We start from the raw sequence: 20,200 nt of genomic DNA, 5'->3' as shown, positions 1-20,200 counted from the left end.
GGATCCGGCCAAGTAATGAATTCTGATGATAGGGACGCTCTTTATGAGATCCTCTACGCTGGTCCGATGTTCCAGAGGTGGCACTGGTATCGCTGGAACTTCCAGCACTACCTTGAGACGGGCCGAGAGACAGAGTTCGCCCGGAGGATCATGGACTCGCTTCTCCGATGTAATGCAGTAATGCCCGGAATCGCGGCCGAAATGCTCGATCGCATGGCACGGATGAGTGGTCGAGACCGAGACATGGCCGACTACCAACAGCTCCTTCAGTGGCTCTCAGAACTGCTCGTCATCGACCACCTGGTCCAATGGGAATGGAAAGAGGAAGTCACTTTCATCCACGAGCCGAAGGCCCCTGGTGGCAAGAAGAATCCCGAAATCCTCGTCAAATGTGAGTCCTTCAGGCTCGGTGTCGAAGTCAAGTGCCCTGTCCTCGACTCTCTCCAACACAGCAGAGCATCCGCAGATCTTCAACTCCTCGCCAGGCTGCCCCGAGAGTTGACTGACAGGCTGGGGAAACGGAAGGCGCTTCCCCGCGACAATCCGCTCAAGGATTACTTGATCAGCTCCCAACAGAAGTTCGAGAAATTCCACGAGACTGACCCAGACTTCCATGGCGTCCTGTTTGTCGTGTGGGATGACTACGTCAACGAGCCGATCTCGGCGCTGCTATCGTCCTCATCTGGCCTCTTTACCGAACGTTCGTTCCATCGGACCGAGGACAACCGTCCTCATCCTCACCCGGCAGTCGACGCCGTCGTCCTAATCCGTCACCAGCACCAGTTCATCAATGCTGCTGCTGGGCGTCCCCTTCGGGACGACCGCCGTCACGTCCTCGACTACGGCTCCGTGGGACGATTCCCATTCAACGCGCTGATCATCAACCCGCGAGCCACTCGGAAACTTCCTGCCAAGGCTGTTGAATCGCTCCAGGCGCGGACTCCATGCCACCACATGGGGGCCGAATATGTTCCTAGCGAATTGGTCTTCTGGCAGGACACCAATCGGTCCCCCGAGGCCTAGCATTCCGTAATTGTGTTCGTGGAACTTGACCCTATGCACCCATGCCTAGCAGTATCGCCCCAAGATTTCCCACCTGATGCGATTTTTTGCATCTGATGCAAGCCCTGGTCAACCATCCGACCCAAGGTGATGACTCAATTTCGGTGAATCTGATTACCGTCATAAATTCCTTCCGCAGGCCCAGCCGGGTACAGTCATGGTAGTTCCGGTGGTCATGACAAGTCGGGTCGTAGATCGGCAATGGTGACTGCCCGGGCCTGTCCTTTTCTTCCGATGCTTCTGTGGTGCTGGCGCACGACACCGGTAGCGTATTTTAGGGTCTGATTCGAGAATGATAGCGAAGCGCGATACAACAGCATGAGAAAACTCTGGCGGATCGAGTGGATTTTGGTAATTGACCCGTCTGCCGGAGGTTTCTTCATGCCCGAAGAACGACATGCCACCACGATAATGACGTGATCGCCAAGCCCGGATCTGCTGGTGGAAAACGTTCACTGTGTCATCGGGGTAGGAGGTCGGCTTCCGGGACACGGGCGCTGACGCCGACGGGGGATAGCTCAGGATTAGATATCTGCGGGGGTAGGGCGTGCGGGCCGGATCGGTTCGCATTCAGTACGAGTTTTTCGCATCGGATGTGAGTGCCCAGGACACTGGGGGTTGTCGGGGTCGCTGGTGGAGTTTGGTGCGGTGGGTGGTGCTGGAAGGAGGCTTGCCTACTCCTTGCCCAGGCGGAGCAAGTTGTAGAAATAGGCGCCTGTTTCTGGAGGTCGCTTCGAGAAGGGACGTGGCTGAGCGTTCTTGAACCGTCCGAGCATGCTCGCCGCAGGTCCAGTTCGAGACCCTATGCCACCAGCGCCATGTCCGCACCGGATGCTATTGCCCGCCCCTGCTGGCAGTGTGTCGTATCCAACTGTGCCGTATTCGCTTGATCGCTTGAGCACCGAGATCACAACACTGCTGAAGTCCGGATCTGGAGTGCGCTCCCAATGTCTTTCAAGGCCAGCAGCACCATCGGATAGTTCGGTGACGTCGTCTGGCCGTGCCTGGATGCATGGGGTTGCGGCTGGCTGCTGCCACGTCAACGCCTCGGCCCAGCACTCAAACAGTTCCATCAAGATCTGGGTCCGCGGTCTCACCCAAGATTCACCAGACACAACCTGGGGCTACGACGGGCCGTAGCTGGGCCAGTTCGGGCCTACCAGGCTTTCGACAATCGCGCTGAGCACCTGCGTCTGCTCCAGGTTGGGCGGACTGAGGCGAAGAGCCTCCTGGAGGTCCGACACAATGAGCCCCATTTGCCGGGCGTCGATGGCGCCACCCTCGGGTGCCAGGACGCGGTTGATGCCACGGAAGGCATAGGACGCTCCAAGAGTGGAGTGGTAGTTCACCAAGCGATCGCAGACCTCCAGAACCTCTGCCGACCGGCCGGCTTTGCGCAGTAGGTTCGCCAGGTTGGTGAAATAGGCGAGATTCCCGGCGATGGACAGTGCCGCTTCGTTGGCCTCGATGGCACTCTCTAGGTCGCCCAACTGCTCAAACAGCACCGCAACGTTCGCGTAGACGATTGACGCTCGAGGGGCAGACTGGATGGCCTGCTTGGCACATTCCAGCGCTGTAGCCGGTTCGCCGCTCTTGCCTGCGATGCGTAGGCGTTCTGTCCAGTAGCCCCCCCGCACGGCTTCGGGGGAGTCGTCGTCGAGGAGTTCGGCGACGGTGTCGAGCTCATTCGAGGCGGCCTCGTACTCCTCCTGCTCACTCAGGGCGCGGGCAATGATGATGCGCGCATGGATCTCGTGGGCCCCCCGGTTCTCCCCTGCCAGCCGGCGCGCCATCCGGAGCGCGTCGTCGTGGTAGCCCAGGTTGACCAGGCCCTGCGCCGCCATGAGACGATCGCCCACAACGACCTTTTTTCCTTCGGGGACGGCGACGGGGCGGTCGATCCGTTCGGCGATGGTTCGCAGAACGCTCCGCACACGGTCGAGACCGGGACGGGCATCCGCGGTCTTGGCGAGCATCTCCGTCACGAGCCGTGCGAGGTCCCCGGGCGTGTCTTTACGCAACCTGTCCAGAGGAACTGCCTCGCCGTGCAGATGGCGCAGTAGGTAGTCCTCGACGCTGTGCGGCACTCCGTAGGCGGGCACGCCCGCGACCAGTTCGTGGGCCACGCATCCGATGGCGTAGACGTCGCTCGCCTCGGCGGGGACGCCGCTCAGGATCTGCTCGGGCGCCATGTACAGCGGCGTGCCTCCGCCGCCCACGTGACTGTATGTCGGGTTCGCGTTGGTGGCCGCGCGGAGGGTCCTGGCGAGGCCCAGGTCGGTAATTTTCGCCGTCCCGTCGGCACTGATGAGAATGTTCTCGGGCTTGAGGTCGGCGTGGACGAATCCGGGGAGATGCTCACGGGCGTGGGCGAGCCCATCTGCGACGCCGATCAGGAGGCGAACAGTCTGCACTAGGCTGAGCGGACGGTCGTTGAGTACGTCGCGTAGAGAACGCGGGACGTACTCCAGCACGAGGTAAGGCGGCTCGTGCGGAGCCTGGTGCGCGGAGAGGGCCGTCGCGATGTTGGGGTGCCGGCCGAGTTGCAGCCAGAAAAAGCACTCGCGCAGGAACGCTTCGGGAAGACCAGGGATCACGGTCAGCTCGCGGTTGAGGATCTTGACCGCGACCTCGTCACCGAGCTCTGCGCGTTCGCAAAGGTAGACGAGTCCCATGCCACCCCGCCTTACCCTGATCGGTTCACAGTAACTGAGCCGCATGGGCGGGTTGTTCTCCGGTCGTTCCTCCGGAGCATCGGCGGCCGGAGCTGCGATGGTCATGCGCTGTCCGGGGTCGTGGTTGCGGACCCCGTGTCGCCGTCGTTTCCGGTCCTCCAAATCCGAGGCCTCGAACTCCTCGTCATCCTGCCCGGCTCCCAGTCCTCCAGCAGCGAATGTTCCCGTTCGAGCTGACGAGCCAGCAGTTCCATATGCACCCGCATGGTCTTGGCGATGGTCCGCAATTCGGTGACGGTCGCCCCCGCGCGCGCCCGCTGGACGATGAGGTCCGCGGTTTCCGCCCCGCCGATGGCCGCGGCGACTGCAGTCTGAAGCCGCTCGCTCTGCCCCGCGATCCGCTCTCGCTCGCTCTGCCGGGTACGTCGGGCGTCCAAGAACTGCCAGAGCGCCAGCAGGAACGAGCAGATGGTTATGACCGCCGCTGCGCCGGCAAGTGGGTTCATATCGCCTCCGAGAGCTGACCCGGACCCCTACGCCCTTTGGACGTGGCCGGCCTTCCGACGGTTCACCGGCAAAGGCCGCATTCAGATGCCGTCCACCGTGAGGGCGAAGGCCCGACGGTAGGCGTGGGGTTTGCGGAGGGAGGCGGTGCTCAGCGACACCGGCGGATCGAAAATCAGAGAGATGAAAGCTCGCGAGCAAGTTATAGGAACAGGTACCTGTTCCTGGGGACCGACGGACGCTTGCCCACCCTTGCGGGGCCGTGAGCAAGCTATAGAAACAGGCACCTGATCGCCTTGTTGGCGGAGTGGGTCATGCGATCGGGCGCTCTGATCCAAAGGGCTTTCGGTCCAGCCTGAGTAGGCGGAGCCGGCCACGGCTACAGGGCGGCTGCGGGCAAGCGACTCCTGGGGGGCTCGCAAGTGGATAGGGGCTCGCTGTCAGCTTGCCCCTGCGCCTCTTTGTACGCGTTCGAGAGGGGTTCAGGTTCCTCTTGTGTCACATCCGGTCGGACAGGAGGGCTTCGGGCCTGGAACTTCTGATCATGATCGAGAAGACCCGCCCTGTCCGTCCGCTCGCCAAGGACGCGATGGTGAGGGAGGCCCAGATCGAGTCTCGGCTTGTGCGAGCCAACACCAGGTATGAGGCCGTGTCACCGCGGCACCAGACCAACCTGCTTCCACCGCCGCGGCGCATGTTCAGTTGGGACTGTCCGCCCCAGGAAGGGACGAATGCTCACTCCGGAGATGGGGGCGAGCCACTGGTTCCGGACTGTAGCGGCAACAGTCTTGCTTTGTGACGGCAAGACCTTGCCCACCCAGCTCAGAGGCTCGTATGCCCAAGGAAGGACGAGCGCCTTCCCGGCTTAGACAACAGCCTGGGCAAGCATTTAGGCAAGCCTCTTGGGGTAGATGACGGGGTGACGATAACCGACAAAAGATCGTGCAGGGAGCACGGTCCCTGGGGTGGTACCCCCACAATCGCGAAAGGTTACCGACAAGGGCTCAGCGGGCCCAGGGCCGCCAGGAATCGCTGAACCGGTGTGAGCGAGTTCCGCGTTCGCTGTGGGCGGGTCGGCTACGGTCGCCGGGGTGAGCATTTCAACGAGCACGAGCAGTCCCGGTGAGCTCCGGCTTCGCATGGTCAGGCGCCTTGTCGATGCGGGCGTGATCGAGGACGGGGCGGTGGCTGAGGCGATGCGGGCGGTGCCTCGCCATGAGTTCGTTCCCGAGGCGGAGCTTCGGGCGGCCTATCGGAACGAGGCGGTGGTCACCCATCGAGATTCGGAAGGGGTGGCGCTCAGCTCGGCATCGGCGCCGGGGATCGTGGGAGCGATGCTTCGGCAGCTCGATGTTCGGGCGGGGCACCGAGTCCTGGAGATAGGTGCAGGGACGGGCTACAACGCCGCCCTGCTGGACACACTCGTCGGACCGGGCGGGGCCGTCACGACCGTCGACATCCTTCCCGAAGCAGTGCAGGAGGCGCAGGCCCATCTCGATGCCACCGGCCACGGTACGGTCCGTGTACTCCTCGGCGACGGCGAGTTCGGCGACGCTGCGGGCGGACCTTACGACCGGATCATCGTCACCGCGGGGGCATGGGACGTTCCCGCCTCGTGGGCCGACCAGCTCGCGCCGGACGGCCTCTTGGTGGTGCCGCTGCGGATGCGAGGTCTCACCCGCTCGGTCGCGCTGAGACGAGAAGGCGACCGGTGGGTGAGTGAGGACTCCGCCGAGTGCGGATTCGTACCGATCCAGGGCGCTGGTGGCGTCGCTGAGCGCAACATCATGCTCGGGGAGAACTCCGTGCTGCTGCGGTTCGACGACGACCGTGAGGTTCAGGAGGCGGCGCTCGCCGAAGCCCTCGGCCGGCCTGCGCACATCGTCTGGACCGGGGTGAGGCCGCCAGGTCCGGAAGCGACGCTCGACTATTGGCTGATGACCTTGGCCGGGTTCTGCCGCGTCATCCTCATGGACGCCGCTTTCGAAAGAGGACTGCCCCGCGCCCTGTATGCCTGGGGCAGCATGGGTGCCGTGCAAGGCGGAACGTTCGCCTACCTCACCGCCCGCGGTGAGGGCGATGAGCGAGAACTCGGCGTGTGCGCTGTGGGAACAGACGAGGTCGCTCTGGCCGACGAGGTCGCCGAGCGCGTCCGGGAATGGGACGTCGAACGCGGCAGCCGCGCTCGGATCGAAGTCCACCCGCACGGGGAAGCTCCGCCGAACGCTCGCTGGACCATCGACAAGCGCCACGAACAGGTGTCCATCATCCTGGAATCCTGACAGCTTGCTTTGCCGGATGTGGTTCTCTCTGTGGCGCGATCCTTTTAGGGACTGAGAGTTGCATGTCAGGGCCTGGGGCGGACAAGCAGCCTCGGCATACCGTCAACCACATGAAGCAGACGACGCTCACAGCGCCCACCGATTCCACCACGACCGACCTGTTCGACCTCGACGCTCAGGTCACGCCCATCGCCGATGTCTCCGGGGCCATGGCCACGCCGGAGTGCACCAGCAACGGATGCACCCAGGGCGGAGAGAACGACGGGGAGGACTGACTTTCCATGTCCGGCCTGTTCTCCGCAGGCAGGCCCCTTGCCCGGGTTCCGCTGCTTCCAGCGGAACCCGGGCAAGCGGGTGTCTGTCCCCTCGTCGAGGAGGGGATCTTCCTCGCCTCCCGGCCCGCTGCTTCCTCACCTTCGGGCGAACGAGCCACCGCGACCCTTCGCGGTTATGAGCTACGCGCTCGCCATCGCCCCACCCCTCACGGAGTCTTCGCCGGGGTCGCGCTCGCCGATTTCGCCGGCGGAGCCGCGACCCTGCGGATGGGGGGTCATCACGTCGCCCGTACCCACCCGAGCGGGCCATGGCTGGCTGCGATCGCCGAACAGCTCCTGGAAGATCCTGCCGTTCTCGCGGTCTTGACCTTCACCACCAGCAACCTGCTCAGCCGAAGCGATGACCGGTGGGAATGGGAAGGGCAAGCCACCGAGGGCGGCGCCGTCGAACGGAGGTCGATCCGGGCTACCGATGCTGTTGATCTCGTCTTGCGGACGTGCGCGGAAGGAGCTTCCCTGGCCGAGGTGACGACGGCTGTGTCCGATGCCTTCCCCTCCGCACCTGGGCACGCGATCAGTTCTGCGGTCACCGATCTGGCCCGGCTCGGAGCCCTGATCACCGACCTGCTACCCGTCGATGTCACCGCCGATCCGCTCGGTCACGTCCTGGCGCTCCTGTCCGGAAACCACCAGGCTCGGCGTTCGCTCTCCGCCGTGCGTGATCTGCTCGCAGCCGCCGATGGGCACTTGCCCGGTGCGCATGCGCGTAGGGGGTTTCTTGTCGCTGCCCGAGACGTCGCGGACGACATCGTGTTTCGGGATCGGCCGTTCGTCTGCGATACCCGCGCGGATGTGATGATCACCTTGCCGCGGCAGCTCGCCGAAGACGCCGCTGACGCTGGAACCGTCCTGTGGCGGGTCACACCGACCGACGACCCTCTCACCGCGTTTCATGCCACGTTCTTGGAGAGGTTTGGCCGATCACGTCGGGTGCCACTCGCGGATCTGGTCGACCCCGTCACCGAGATTCATCTCGGCAGGAGTTCCACCTCCTCGACGAGAGATGCGACGCTGGCACGTCTTCTCGCTACCGCAGCCATCAGCGGGAGCCCGGTGTCCCTCCCTGATGCCGTTGTGGCCGAACTCGATCAGGGCGGGGAGGTTCCGCGAACCGCTGAGATCGTCACACGGGTAATCGACTTCGACGGTCGGCTCAGCCTCGCGGTCGTACCTGGAGGCGGGTCTCAGCACGCGGGGGCGACGCTCGGCCGCGTCAACGGCCTCCTTCAAGCGTCAGCTGCGGAGAACAGGGCGCGTGACGAGGTGGAGGTCGTGGTGCGTCCACGGGCGAGTTCCGCGTTGACGCTCGCGCCGCCGACCGGCTGGAACTGTCACCGGATACCTGTCGGGGTTCCCGGCGCCCCGTCGGACTTGCCGTTGCAGGACTTGTCGGTGTTCTCTGACGGGCATCGCCTGTTCGTTTGGTCTGACCTGCTGAACCAGACGATCACGCCAGTTCTGCATTCGCGCCTGTCCCTTGACCTCGTTCCTCCGGTTGCGCGCCTTCTCACCTTGCTCGGCCGATCCGGAACCCGCCCCTGGCAGACCTGGTCCTGGGGAACTCTCACCGACGCACCCTGGACTCCTCGCGTCGTTCGGGGCTCGGTCATCCTTCACCCCGCCCGCTGGGCGATCCCCTCTGAACTTCGCGACGTTGCCAGCGACCGCGAGAAGTGGGGCAAAGCCCTCGACCGATGGCGCACCACCGCCCTACCCAGCCCTCCAAGCATCGTCATCACCGACCAGGCCGACCGGCATCTCCCGCTCGACCTCGACCACCCGACGGATCGCGAGCTGCTGCGCCGCTACGTCCGTCGAGGGCTGTGCGGGCTGTTCGAGCCATTCGGCGGACCCGACACCACGAACGCGATCCTGCCCGGCCCCGACGGATCCCACGTCCTGGAGATCGCGGTCCCGCTCTTCCGAAGAACCTCTCCCACGAACCCCTCTTCACCTGCTCCGAGACCGCGCCCAGTGGGAGATGGCCTGTTTCTTCCCGGAAGCCTCTGGCTGTCCCTGGCGATCCCAGCACCCCGCCACCACCAGGACAGAATCCTGGCCGAACTGCGCCAGGTAATCACTGACCATGGTCACGACCTCGATCTATGGTTCTGGCTGCGCTACTCGAACCCGACGCACGGTCCCCATCTCCGGCTCCGCTTCCACGGAGACCCACGCATCCTGACCGGCCACCTCCTGCCCTCGATATCTGTCTGGTGCAGCGATCTCCTCACACGCCGTATGGCCGGCGGCCTGACGATCGAGCCCTACGACCAGGAGATCGAGCGTTACGGAGGCACGAACGCGATCGAGAAAGCCGAGCTCGTGTTCGCCGCGGACAGTCACCTCGTCCTCAGCGCGCTCAATCGGACTTCTGACGATCGCCTCGTCCTGGCCGCCCAATCCGCAGCCGACATCGTCACCACGCTCGCCAACGGCGACCGCACCGCCTTGCGAGGCGCCAGAACCACTCGGCAGACACGGCCCCACTACGAGCGGCTCCGCGCCAGAACCCGAATGGAACGCGAAGACGGCGACGCATGGACCGACCGCCACAAGACGCTCGTTGCCTATCGCGAAGCCCTCACCCCAGAGTCCACGACCGCGTGCGCGTCCTCTCTCGTCCACATGCACGTCAACCGAATCGCCTCCAACACCGACGAGCCATTGATCCGGGCGCTCGCCATCGATCTTCTGGCGCGAACCCGATGAGCATCGACCTCGCGCTCACCATCGCCGAACGATTCCTCACCACGGACGCCGCCGCCATCGGCGGAGCCGGACTATCCGGACTCGCCGGAACGGCTCTCCTGCACGCCCGCCTCTCCCACCTTGATCCGACCTTCGCCCGTGCTGCAGCCCTTCATTGGGAAAGCGCTCTTCGAACCTCACCCCGCACCGGCTCCAGCATCCACCAGCCTGCCGGCGGAGTCGCTGCCTCGCTGATCCTTGGAAACCTCTACCTACCGGCTTCCACCAGACAGTCCGACATTGTCAGCCGGGCCGTCCGCTGGCTTTCCGCTCAAGCATCCGCCACCGCACAGAAGGCCGCGAACCTTCCGCAGGTCTACGACGCGATCAATGGACTCGCCGCCACAGGCCGAGTCCTCCTGTCCGCCAACGTCACGGGTTACCCCGACGCTGAATCGGGCCTGCGCGCCGCCCTCAAGGCCCTCACCGCGATGATTCTCGACCCCCGCAGCGAGCCAAGGCCAGGCTGGTGGATCCTGCCCGAGCACCACCTCCGTTCCCAGGACGCACCGAGATCAGGTGCTGCCGACACCGGGCTCGCTCACGGCATAGCTGGCCCTTTGGCTCTTCTCGCAGCCGCGCTCCGAGCAGATCGCGAGGTCCCCCTTCAGGCCGATGCGATCGAACGGGCCGCTGAATGGCTGGTGGAATGGCAAACCCCCAACAGTGACTGGCCGCCAGAGGTCACGGGCGAGGAGATGGACACCGGTGAGCGCGTTCCTCTCCCAGGGCGCCGCGACGCCTGGTGCTACGGCACCCCCGGTATCACCAACGCCCTCCGGACAGCAGCCAACGTGTTGAACCGTCCTGCATGGACGAGGGCCGCCGACGACGCGCTCAAGGCCCTCGACGCCAAGCCGGCTTGGGACGTGGAAGGCCCCGATATCTGTCACGGCCATGCCGGAATCCTCGTCTCAGTCCCGAGGAGCTCCATTGCCCATGACAGGGCGTACTCCGCCATGACGACCACCTTGATCCCCAAGGCACCAGGCGTTCTTTTCGGGGCTGTCGGAGTCGCCTTGGCGCTCACAGAACAGGCTGAGCCCCGTCTTCATCGGAACGAGGGCTGGCAGGCATGCCTTCTTCTTTCACCCGCTTAGAACGTCGAGGGCACCGCACTTCCTTCCAATGCGATTCCTTGATAGAGAGCGCCCGGCGAAGGCACGCCGACGTTCTGGGTCAGTGCGAGCAACAACCGGCCCGGGGAACCTACGCACCGTACAAAGTCGGCGGTCAGCAACCTGGAAGAGTCGTCGATGGGCCTCACGCATGCGCCGACCGCGCTGACCACCACCGTCACGGACGCGAACTCGTCTGTGGTCCTCGTCCAGCACGTCGCCCATGCCCGATCGGGTTGCATCCTCAGCACTCGTATTACTGCGGCTTCCACCGAGGCCATCAATGGGACTGTCTCAGCCTGTCCCGGATCCACAGTCTGAATGCAGTCGAGCACCAGTCGCCGAACTCGCGCGGGCGACCGAGGGTTGATCTCCACTAGGCGGCTCGTCGGTGCCGACCACATCCATTCATTGAAGCGCGGTCCACCTCGAAGCATCCGGTCTCTCCCAATGCTCAGCATCCTGAAGGTGCTCGTTCTTTGGGCGTGGTGAAGGAGCGCGGCCCCGGCAGGTTCCTCTGTGACCGCGACACCGTCCGACCAGGGAGTGGCAGCGGTAGAGGGAATGCCGAGACCGCGGCAGACCTCGGGATCTGCAGCGGCCCTGTTCCCGAGGATCTGTGGACCTCCCAACCGCAGCAGGGGTCGACGGCATACTGCGGCCGGAAGGTCGTTCAGGCGCCCTTATAGGGGCCGTGAGGTGGCTCCGCCGTCCTGTTCGCTTGAGCATGCGCGCGGTGGCGAAGCAGCCTCCGGGTGGGCGGTGACCATTGGTGGTTGCACACATCCGGTAGAACCACCCACCCGGAGGAGTTGGCCCGGCCGACGAATCCGCGACTCCCCCTCCGCAGGAACGACGTCGGCCGGGCAGTTCAGGGGATCGGTATGAAGCCGTAGACCGTTTTGCCGCCGGAGTCCCAGCGGTGACCGCACCGGTTCTCGGTGAGGCCGGCGATGATGTGCAGGCCCATCCCGCCCTCGGTGTCGGGGTCGATAGGCCGCAGGGTGGGTGCGATCGGCGAGCAGTCCCAGATCTCGGCGAGGACAGCGTCGCCCTGGTGGGCCAGGTGCAGCTTCACCGGCCCCTTCTTCACATGTTTGAAGACGTTCGTCATGGCCTCGCTGACGACTACGAGAACGTCGTCGATGACCTTCTGGGGCACTCCCCACGTCCCCATGCGATGCGCCGCGAGATCGCGGGCGATGCCGACCACAACCTTGCTCGACATGGGCCAGGTTTGTCTCAGTTCTTCGCGGTGCGTCGTCATCATGGGGGCCATCGCTCATCCTCGTACGCGTTCCGTCTCGATCTGTTTACAGACAAGCGTGAGAAGGCTGCGGCACTCAACACATTCGAAGTAGCCTCGTGTAGCCTCGCAATGCACGGGCGGAGACTTTCAATGGGATATGGCCTGACCGAGCACCCCTTGACATACATCCGTGAGCAGCGCGGATGGTCTCAGCAGGACGTCGCGATGTTGATCGCTGACGGGCGGAACATGGCCTCGTGGAGGCAGAAGGTCAACCGCTGGGAGAAACGCGGTGTTCGGCCAGAAGATGCCGCACAGTACGTTCTGGCCAAAGAACTCGGGGTACCTCGTCGAATAGTAGATAAGAACCCTTGGCCGTCCTGGCTGCTGTTCGTCCTCATGGAGGAGCGGACCGCGGACCCTTGGACGGCTGATACCGCTGCACAGGCATTGGCAGGAACTTTGGGAGCACTGGATGACCGGCGAGGGTTTCTGATCCTCACCGACGCGTCACTCGCGCACATCGCGGAGGGGTGGACCGACCCGTCCACGCTGCCGCCTGACGAGAAGGTGCGCCAGGCCGTTGAGGGCGGCCGGATCGACACCGAACTGGCGGCCACGGTTGAACGCCGCCTGGCGGATCTCTGGGTGGTCGACGACTACGTAGGCGGAGCGCAGAGCGCGCGGCTCGCGGATACCGATCTCTCGATGGTCGTCTCGATGCTCCGCAGGGGCACTTACAGTCTCGATGTCGAACGGCGCCTGTACGCCGTTGCGGGGGGTCTCTGCCGGATGGCCGGCTGGGGCTCCTTCGACGGAGGTCGGCCCGCAGCGGCCGAGAGGTACTGGCACGCGGGCCTTCGGGCTTCAAAGCATGCCGATGACGTCGACGGAGGGATCTACATCCTCTCGAACTGGGCGATGCAGCGCTTCTACGCTGGTGATGGCCACGAGGCCATCGCTCTACTCGACGCGGCGAAGGGTTCGCTGGGTCATGTCTCCGAAACCGTCCACGCGATGCTCGAAACATGGAGAGTCCGAGCCCACGCGAACCTCGGGGAGGCCGACGAAGCGGCGAAGGCCCTGATGCGGGCAGAAAAGCACTGGGAGCAGCGCCGTCCAGAGGACGATCCGACCTGGATCTACTGGATGCAACGCCCTTCCACGACGATCGAGCCGAATCTCGCCATGCTCCAGCTTGAGCAGCCCCAGAACGTCGAGTCGAACCTTCGCGAGTGGATCGACCTGGACGGCCATCAGTACCCCAGGGACCACGCCCTGGCCCTCACAGTCGTCGGCACGGCCCAGCTCGCACTCGGAGAGCTGGACACGGCCATCGGAACCGGTCGGGAAGCCCTGAGCCTTCTCCGATCCATCGACTCTGGGCGGGTCGGTGACGAACTGAAGGAGTTCCTGGACAAACTCCCCGATGATCGACTTGCTAGGGAGTTCCGCGAAGAGGTCGAGTCCAACTGACGGGGCGGTTTCATGCTTCTTCCCCGGGGCGGTGGACGGAACGAATACGTTCGGCTCATTCGATCCGGCCAAGGATGCTAGCCGCCTCACGTGGCTGGACCTTGCGTACGATGTGCTTCTGACAAGACGCCTTTAGACCAGCCACAGGAGTAGCGAGAACCGTGCCGAGAGTCGGGTTCCACGAGATCGCTGCAGAGGTCCGCAGGAAGATCGAGATCGGTGACCTCGCACCAGGGAGCGCAGTTCCGTCAGAGTCGGTTCTTGCGGAGATCTACCAGGTCTCTCGGACGACTGTCCGGCGGGCGCTGGTTCAGCTCGAAGACGATGGCCTGATCGAGGCGAAACAGGGCCGCGGTCGGTTCGTGACTTCGGAGACCGGCCGTGCACCTGTTCGTACAGACAAGAAGTACGAGCAGGTCGCCGACACGATCCGCCGTGAGCTCGCGCAGGGAAAGCCGCCGACGGGGGAACGGCTTGAACCCGTCGATGGCCTCGCGGAGAGGTTCGGAGTCTCTACCGGGACCGTGCGGAAGGCTCTGGCCGTTCTTGAGGGTGAGAAACTGATCTCGGCTGTCCAGAGCCAAGGATGGTTCGCTGGAGACTTGGCAGGCGAATCCAACAGGACGCTTTCGGTTGCGGAACGTCTTCGGCAAGCCATCGTCAGTGGGGAGATCGCGGTCGGCAGCATCCTTCCAGGAGAGCCGACGCTCGCGGCCGAGTACGGCGTTGCTCGTATCACGGTCAGCCGCGCTTTCGCGGCGCTCGAATCTGAGGGCTTGGTGGAAAATCTGCCTGGTCGTGGACGACGAGTGCTTTCACAGACCTGACATGAGTTCCTGCTACTGGGCACTCGCAGTGAAAGCCTACGGCGCTCAGTAGGCGGCATGAACGGATGTCTCTCTTGCTCTCCGGCCGGGACATTAAGGAGAGGTAGGTACCTTGTTTCACACTTGTGCAAGATCGAATGCGGCGGCTCCGGGCCGCAGAGCAGCAGCGCCCCCATACCGTTTTGTGGCGAGACCCGCGCTCCGTTGGGGATACTGGGAGTCACGGGTTTCGTTTTGCCAGGGAGGTCAGTGATGGGTCCAAGACTTCAACGACTGCTCGGTGCGGCAGGGACTGTTCTTATCGCCGCCATGGTCAACCTCGCCACAGGTTTCTTCACCGACCACAGCAACATCGGTTGGTGGGTCAGCGGAGCCGTTCTACTTCTACTCGGGGGCCTCATCCAATGGTGGCTCCCTATCACCACCGCGCCAGGGCCAATTCAACACGGACGACAGAACATTCAAGACACGATTGTCGGAGGTTCCGTAGGCCAGACCATGGCCTCTCCTGGCACCCAAGAGGTCACTGGCACCCAGGTCACCGGCGATCTTAACCAGACCCAGGAACCCACTCCCTAATGTCGTGGTTCCGTAAACCTCGAGAAGGTGTCCCTGATACCAGACAGGAAGTCACCGGCACTAACGTTGGTCGCGACCTCAATCAAGCCCAAGAGGGCGACATAATCACCGGCAATCAAGGCATTATCCTTAAGGATGGAGCCCAACTCCACGTCCACCCAGCATGTGGGTCAGCAGACACTGGGGGGCCGCCCAGGGCGGCGCGGTCATTTTATCTGCGGATGGTGGAGAGCATTGCCCCTCCGGTTCTGCTTGATCGCGAGGCTGAGCTCGCGGACCTCACTTCCTTCTGTAGAAACGATGCTGAGTCATCGCCGAGGTATGTGTGGTGGAGGGCTCCAGCCTGGTCCGGCAAGTCGGCGTTGATGTTGTGGTTTGTCCTACATCCGCCTCGGGGCGTGCGGGTGGTGTCATTCTTCATCACCGCCCGACTCGCTGACCAGTCTGACCGTGCCGCGTTCCTCGACGTTGTGCTGGAGCAACTTGCAGAGATTACCGGCGATCCAGAGCCGTCATTTCTGCCGGAGGCGATGCGGCAGTCTAGGTTCATCCAGCTTCTTCATGAAGCGGCCGCAGTCTGTAGGGAGGCTGGTGAGCGGCTGGTTTTGTTGGTGGACGGGCTGGATGAGGATCGGGGGGTGACCGAGGGCCGACATGCCCACAGCATTGCCGCGCTTCTCCCCGTGCGGCTACCCGAGGGGCTGAAAGTGATCGTGGCAGGTAGACCAGCCCCACCGATCCCCACTGACGTTCCTGCCCACCATCCTCTGCGTGACCCTGGAATCATCCAGACCCTCACCGCGTCTGACCACGCGCATGTCATCCGTGATGTCGTCACCCATGAACTCGAGAATCTGCTTGAGGACACCGGGGTGGCGCATGAGGTTCTCGGCCTCGTGGTGGCTGCCGGCGGAGGCCTGAGCATCCGTGACCTCGCTGAGTTGATAGACGCCCCGCCGTGGAAGATCGAGAAAGTCCTGCGAGGGCCGTCTGGACGTACCTTTACCGGCCACGCTAGCCGCTGGCAGCCCGGCACCGCCCCGGACGTGTTCGTCCTGGCACACGAGGAACTCCAGGCCAACGCACTTGCCAGCCTCGGTGGGCAGGTCCTGGCAGGTTTCAGAGAACGTCTCCACACCTGGTGTGACACCTACCGCAGCCAAGGGTGGCCGATAGGAACACCGGAATACCTGCTACGCGGCTACTTCCGTTTTCTTCATAAGCACAATGACCTTTCTCGAATGATCGAGTTGGTGGTCGACAGGGCGCGACTCGACCGGATGCTTGACGTCAGCGGCGGCGACGCAACTGCCTTGACCGACATCACTACTACCCAGACCACCATTAACCACAGTCCAGTTCCCGATCTGGCAGTGTGTCTCCGCCTTGCCCTGACCCGCCGGTATCTCACCTGGCGCAACAGCAAGATCCCGACAACTCTTCCTGCTGCCTGGGCGCGCCTCGGGTATCCGGACCGTGCCGAATCCTTGGCAGGATCCATCGTTGACCCGGCCGCACGGATGCAAGCACAGAGGAATCTGGCTGAGGCTTTCGTTTTGGTAGGAGATCCCGCTCGGGCCGAAGCGTTGGCCGCAACAGCTGGAACCGATAACACTTCCATTTCTGGAACAAATCATTCCCTCCCCGCGCATGTGCTGAGCTCCGTTGTGGCCGCGTTGTCGCAAGTCGGGGAGGTAGACAGAGCCGAAGCGGTAGCTCATTCGATCACCAGCCCAGCCGACCGAGCGTTCGTCCAAGCGTCTCTGATCACGGCTCTGGTATCTGTAGGCGAACTGGATCGGGCTGAGGCGATCGGGCACGCCCTTCAAGACGACTCCGAAGACACGGCCTGGGCTCTAAAATCCCTCGTAACGTCCTTCTGCACATCCGGCGAATTCCACCGCGCTAAGCAGATAATTTTCCGAATTCGCTATATATTTCCCTGGTTGAGCGCAGTGAATGTCTTTACACGAGCGCTGGTTAGAGCCCAACAGTTCGATGAAGCATTCGGCGTGGTCCGTACTGCCGAAATAGTAGCGAACTCCGCCCCCGATCCGTTCACTCGCGAGAAAACACGAACCTCGCTGGTATCCATGCTGGTCTATATTCGGGAGGCTTCCCGCGCGAAGAGCGCCATCCAGTCTACTGGAGACATGATGGGAGACGCCTTCCTATGGCGAATCCTCGTCGAAGCGATGGTGCAGGTTGGAGATTTCGAGGAAGCGGAGAGAGTGACGTTCACCGCGCCGAAACCCTACGCCGAACTGCAGGCATCACAAGCCTTGGTCCCAGCGTTGATCGAGGCGGGAGAACTCGATCGGGCTGAAGCCGCAGCAAGATCACTTCCAGACCCGAATATGCGGATTTACGCGCTGTGTGCTCTCATACCCGCATTCACCACAGCAGGAGACCTTGATAGTGCTCATCGGATCTGCGGTGAGGTTGAGCATGTCGCCTTCACCGAAATAGATCTCCGATCCCAGGCATTTAGTAAACTATCATCGGCCTTGACCGAAGCGGGTGATCTCGCTAGGGCTAGAGTTGCGGCCAATGCTATCACTGAAGCCTCCGACCGCTCTGAACCCTTCAGTGCGCTACTGGCGAAGATGGTCTCGATGGGGGACCTTGAGGCGGCTGAAGAAATCCACTGGTCCGTCACTGACACTGCCGTGCAGGATCGTGCACTCAGTACCTTGGTGCCCGCACTTGTAAGGGCCGGCCGCCGAAGCCGAGCGCAGCGGGTCATTGAGAGCATCGAATTGGCTGCCCGCTCCAACCATGATCCTGCTGAACGCTCTCGTACGCTTGGTACCCTCGCGTTGGCGCTGATCCAAACGCACGACTTCAGTGGAGCAGAAGAAACCGTCAACCGTATCGCTGACACGACCGCACGTACGCACGCCCTGGTCTCCCTGATTCCCGGGTTGGTCCAGCAGGGTGAATATGAGCGAGCCGAGACGATTGCTTATTCACCGACCGACCCTGTCATCCGGGTGCAGGCCGTCATCTCATTGATGACCGCGTGGCTCAAAGCGGATGAACCCGAACGAGTACGAGCGGTCATCCACACTGCTGAAGAGATGATTGGACTCCTTGCCGACAACCGCACACAAACGGCTGACTTGAGTGCTCTCGTCTCTGTGTTGATCGGGCTGAACGAACTCGATCACGCGGAGCGCACTGCTCGTTCCATCCCAGACCCGGTCGTAAAGCAGAGTGCGCTGATCACCATCCTCCCGTCCCTGATGGAAGGAGGTCGGTTCTCCCATGCGCTGGAGATCGTCCAGGAGGTCGAGACCACCACTGCTCAATCCGTCACCGATCCTATTTCCCGAATTCATATTCTCCACGCTCTAGTGCCGGTACTCATCCAGGCGGGCGATACCGGTTTTGTGCAGCGCATCATCAGCATGGCTGAGGGCCTCATCGACAACCTCCCTGAACACTTTCTTAGAGCCATTGCCATCGCAGGCCATGTGAAAGTTCTCGTGCTGGTGAAAGAGTATTCCCGAGTGGTTGAGGTGATCGGCTCGATTGATAACTCCATGGATCGACAATACGCGTGCCAGGCCGCCATCGAAGCGCTGGTGTCTGCGGGCCAGTTCGACATCGCTGAGGCGATAGCAAATTCTACTGTTGACATAGTCAATCAGATACAGGGTGTCAACAAGCTGGTTGAATCCCTGGCTGAAGCCGGAGAGTTCGAACGGGCGGAATCCGCCTACCGAACTCTCGAACCTTCTCTCCTGCAGACGGGTGCAAGGGCTCTCGCATCAGCGTGGTCGGAAGCAGGAGGAACAGAACAGGCGGAGAGAATCGCCCGGTCCATCACTGGTTCTGCTCTACGCGCACAGACCCTTGCCGAGATTGCCCAACGAGCCGACTCTGCCCGCCGTCGTTGGCTACTGAGTGAAGCACTCGCCGAAACCCCGGATGTTATATCTCTCCTCGAACCGATCGCGCGCTTTTCGCCCAGTGCACTTCTCGAAAACGCTCCATGCGTCGATCTCCCTTAGTGTTTTAGAACGTCTGGCCATCGGCCTGGGAGGAATCACCGGAGCACCGTACTCGCACAGGTGATCTGCTTGCGGGAACGGGAGGGGCTGCTGGCCTCTGAGCATAGAGATCTCAGGGATTTTCGGTCGCTTAGGTTCCATGGCTCGGCCATGGGTGTAAACCCAGATTGTCCATCAACCACGGACGATTACTCATGATCCGCGGATTTGCTCATGGTTTCTCGGGTCCTGCATTCATCGTGAAGTCGGCAGCCCTCTGTACTTGACAGAGCCAAGGTGTACATGTTCGATAAGCACAGGACAGCACACAAGCTGATCTTGCATGTGATCCGGATGCCATGCACGACCAAGCCCGCGTATCCGGATCGCTGCCTCGAACTGACCTGCTGGAGGACCGCATGACGCTCTCGATGAGCGAGGGGAACCCGTTCAACCCGCCCGCCGGCCTGGGTGAAGTGGCGGGTTGTCGTTTCGATCCGGAGCTGCACACGGGGCCGGATCTGTTCGAGACCGAGTCGCGTGCTGAGCGTGAGGCTCGCGTGGATGCCGCGAAGGAGGTCTGTGAGGAGTGCCCGGTGTGGGCGGCGTGCTTGGAGTACGCGCTGCGAGTTCGTCTGACCCATGGCGTGTGGGCGGGTTACATCACGTACGAGCTGGCGCGGCTTCGCAGGGCCGTCCGGCTCGCGTCGCTGGTCGAGGTGGCCTGATGTGTGCGGCGCTGGAGCGGTTGGAGCTGGCGAGACTGCTGGTCGTGTTGCCCGTTGAGCGGGCCGCGGTCGTGGTCGTGCTGCTGCTGGTCGGTCAGGTGCTGCGGATCGTGGGGATCGTTGCCGTCACGTTTGCCACCCTCGTGGGACTTGTCATGGGCGTGTCCTTTGTCCAGCACTGTGCCCTGACGCGGACGGTCTGCGGGCTGTCGTCGGTGGTGGTCGGTAGGACCGCGCTTGGCGTGGTTGTGCTGATCCACGCCGCCGATGCCGCTGCCCTGTCGGCGGCGGGGCCAGGTTGGGGTGGTGCCGTATGGCGCTGATCCCGCGCTGGAAGCCGCGCGAGGAGGTCGAGGCGCAGCCTCGCGGGCTGGATGCCGGTCATGCCGGCGGCTGGGTTCCGCACGGTTATGGCGCTCCGCCGATGGTCGAGGTCCAGCCGGACTGGGTGCGGCTTCGTCCGTACGCCGAGTCCGACCGAGCACGCCGGTTCGCCGACCTGATGGTCCCGATCCGGGCGGTGCTGATCGTGCTGCTGTGGGCGACCAGCTCACGCGGCAGGGCTGCCGTCGCCGTCACCGCCGTCATCGTTCTCTTCCTGCTCCTGAAATGAGAGAAG

At 63.1% G+C, this 20,200-nt stretch carries 14 protein-coding genes; 11 read left to right on the top strand and 3 right to left on the bottom strand.

Translation table 11 applies throughout. The features are described 5' to 3' along the window. Nucleotides 1-15 precede the first annotated feature (15 nt). Nucleotides 16-1,023, top strand: a complete 1,008-nt coding sequence (locus tag ABD140_RS35705; RefSeq protein WP_344246658.1) for a hypothetical protein — start codon at nt 16-18, stop codon at nt 1,021-1,023. A 1,163-nt stretch (nt 1,024-2,186) separates the two neighbouring features. Here the strand turns inward: ABD140_RS35705 and ABD140_RS35700 are convergent. After that, nucleotides 2,187-3,737 carry a protein kinase domain-containing protein gene (locus ABD140_RS35700; RefSeq protein WP_344246656.1) on the bottom strand — a complete coding sequence of 517 codons (1,551 nt, stop codon included), beginning with the start codon at nt 3,735-3,737 and terminating at the stop codon, nt 2,187-2,189. A 101-nt stretch (nt 3,738-3,838) separates the two neighbouring features. Further along, a complete protein-coding gene (locus ABD140_RS35695) occupies nt 3,839-4,243 on the bottom strand; it encodes a hypothetical protein (RefSeq protein ID WP_344246654.1) in 405 nt (134 codons plus the stop codon). A 1,089-nt stretch (nt 4,244-5,332) separates the two neighbouring features. On the opposite strand from ABD140_RS35695, the gene fxlM reads away from it, so the two are divergent. The 4 genes from fxlM to ABD140_RS35675 all read left to right on the top strand — a co-directional run bounded on the left by fxlM (nt 5,333) and on the right by ABD140_RS35675 (nt 10,709). Then, entirely contained in the window at nt 5,333-6,523 is a 1,191-nt protein-coding gene (fxlM, locus tag ABD140_RS35690; protein ID WP_344246652.1) for a methyltransferase, FxLD system, read from the top strand. Nucleotides 6,524-6,633: 110 nt separating this feature from the next. Beyond that, nucleotides 6,634-6,798, top strand: a complete 165-nt coding sequence (locus ABD140_RS35685) for a hypothetical protein (RefSeq protein WP_344246650.1) — start codon at nt 6,634-6,636, stop codon at nt 6,796-6,798. A gap of 6 nt (nt 6,799-6,804) precedes the next feature. Further along, nucleotides 6,805-9,570, top strand: coding sequence for a lantibiotic dehydratase (locus tag ABD140_RS35680; RefSeq protein WP_344246648.1), 2,766 nt, complete (start codon nt 6,805-6,807; stop codon nt 9,568-9,570). Beyond that, nucleotides 9,567-10,709 carry a lanthionine synthetase LanC family protein gene (locus ABD140_RS35675; RefSeq protein WP_344246646.1) on the top strand — a complete coding sequence of 381 codons (1,143 nt, stop codon included), beginning with the start codon at nt 9,567-9,569 and terminating at the stop codon, nt 10,707-10,709. The genes ABD140_RS35680 and ABD140_RS35675 overlap by 4 nt, the downstream gene beginning before the upstream one ends. 889 nt (nt 10,710-11,598) lie before the next feature. On the opposite strand, the gene ABD140_RS35670 is transcribed toward ABD140_RS35675, so the two are convergent. After that, nucleotides 11,599-12,006: an ATP-binding protein gene (locus ABD140_RS35670; RefSeq protein WP_344246644.1), complete on the bottom strand. Its 408-nt coding sequence runs from the start codon at nt 12,004-12,006 to the stop codon at nt 11,599-11,601. On the opposite strand from ABD140_RS35670, the gene ABD140_RS35665 reads away from it, so the two are divergent. The 6 genes from ABD140_RS35665 to ABD140_RS35640 all read left to right on the top strand — a co-directional run bounded on the left by ABD140_RS35665 (nt 11,908) and on the right by ABD140_RS35640 (nt 20,194). Next, a complete protein-coding gene (locus ABD140_RS35665) occupies nt 11,908-13,452 on the top strand; it encodes an NsdA family TPR-like regulatory protein (protein WP_486303355.1) in 1,545 nt (514 codons plus the stop codon). The two genes, ABD140_RS35670 and ABD140_RS35665, sit on opposite strands and share 99 nt — an antisense overlap. 161 nt (nt 13,453-13,613) lie before the next feature. Next, nucleotides 13,614-14,279 (top strand): GntR family transcriptional regulator, encoded by a 666-nt coding sequence (locus ABD140_RS35660; protein WP_344246640.1) that lies wholly within the window; start codon nt 13,614-13,616, stop codon nt 14,277-14,279. A 986-nt stretch (nt 14,280-15,265) separates the two neighbouring features. Then, on the top strand, nt 15,266-18,874 hold the full coding sequence (locus ABD140_RS35655) for a tetratricopeptide repeat protein (protein WP_344246638.1): 3,609 nt from the start codon (nt 15,266-15,268) through the stop codon (nt 18,872-18,874). A gap of 398 nt (nt 18,875-19,272) precedes the next feature. Then, complete coding sequence (locus ABD140_RS35650) at nt 19,273-19,581, top strand: WhiB family transcriptional regulator (RefSeq protein WP_344246636.1); 309 nt, start codon at nt 19,273-19,275, stop codon at nt 19,579-19,581. After that, nucleotides 19,581-19,904, top strand: coding sequence for a hypothetical protein (locus ABD140_RS35645; RefSeq protein ID WP_344246634.1), 324 nt, complete (start codon nt 19,581-19,583; stop codon nt 19,902-19,904). Before ABD140_RS35650 ends, ABD140_RS35645 begins: the two co-directional genes overlap by 1 nt. Next, nucleotides 19,895-20,194 (top strand): hypothetical protein, encoded by a 300-nt coding sequence (locus tag ABD140_RS35640; protein ID WP_344246632.1) that lies wholly within the window; start codon nt 19,895-19,897, stop codon nt 20,192-20,194. The genes ABD140_RS35645 and ABD140_RS35640 overlap by 10 nt, the downstream gene beginning before the upstream one ends. Nucleotides 20,195-20,200 lie beyond the last annotated feature (6 nt).

Origin of the sequence: Actinocorallia libanotica, assembly GCF_039525175.1 — a bacterium.
In the GTDB taxonomy this organism is placed as follows: domain Bacteria; phylum Actinomycetota; class Actinomycetes; order Streptosporangiales; family Streptosporangiaceae; genus Actinocorallia; species Actinocorallia libanotica.
This window is presented reverse-complemented; position numbering and strand designations above follow the sequence as displayed.

What these genes read in the sequence shown, in the direction of transcription:
- ABD140_RS35705 (WP_344246658.1), top strand. Translation starts at nt 16, where the DNA reads ATGAATTCTGATGATAGGGACGCTCTTTATGAGATCCTCTACGCTGGT.
- ABD140_RS35700 (WP_344246656.1), bottom strand. Translation starts at nt 3,737, where the DNA reads ATGGGACTCGTCTACCTTTGCGAACGCGCAGAGCTCGGTGACGAGGTC.
- ABD140_RS35695 (WP_344246654.1), bottom strand. Translation starts at nt 4,243, where the DNA reads ATGAACCCACTTGCCGGCGCAGCGGCGGTCATAACCATCTGCTCGTTC.
- ABD140_RS35685 (WP_344246650.1), top strand. Translation starts at nt 6,634, where the DNA reads ATGAAGCAGACGACGCTCACAGCGCCCACCGATTCCACCACGACCGAC.
- ABD140_RS35680 (WP_344246648.1), top strand. Translation starts at nt 6,805, where the DNA reads ATGTCCGGCCTGTTCTCCGCAGGCAGGCCCCTTGCCCGGGTTCCGCTG.
- ABD140_RS35675 (WP_344246646.1), top strand. Translation starts at nt 9,567, where the DNA reads ATGAGCATCGACCTCGCGCTCACCATCGCCGAACGATTCCTCACCACG.
- ABD140_RS35665 (WP_486303355.1), top strand. Translation starts at nt 11,908, where the DNA reads ATGCGCCGCGAGATCGCGGGCGATGCCGACCACAACCTTGCTCGACAT.
- ABD140_RS35670 (WP_344246644.1), bottom strand. Translation starts at nt 12,006, where the DNA reads ATGGCCCCCATGATGACGACGCACCGCGAAGAACTGAGACAAACCTGG.
- ABD140_RS35650 (WP_344246636.1), top strand. Translation starts at nt 19,273, where the DNA reads ATGACGCTCTCGATGAGCGAGGGGAACCCGTTCAACCCGCCCGCCGGC.
- ABD140_RS35645 (WP_344246634.1), top strand. Translation starts at nt 19,581, where the DNA reads ATGTGTGCGGCGCTGGAGCGGTTGGAGCTGGCGAGACTGCTGGTCGTG.
- ABD140_RS35640 (WP_344246632.1), top strand. Translation starts at nt 19,895, where the DNA reads ATGGCGCTGATCCCGCGCTGGAAGCCGCGCGAGGAGGTCGAGGCGCAG.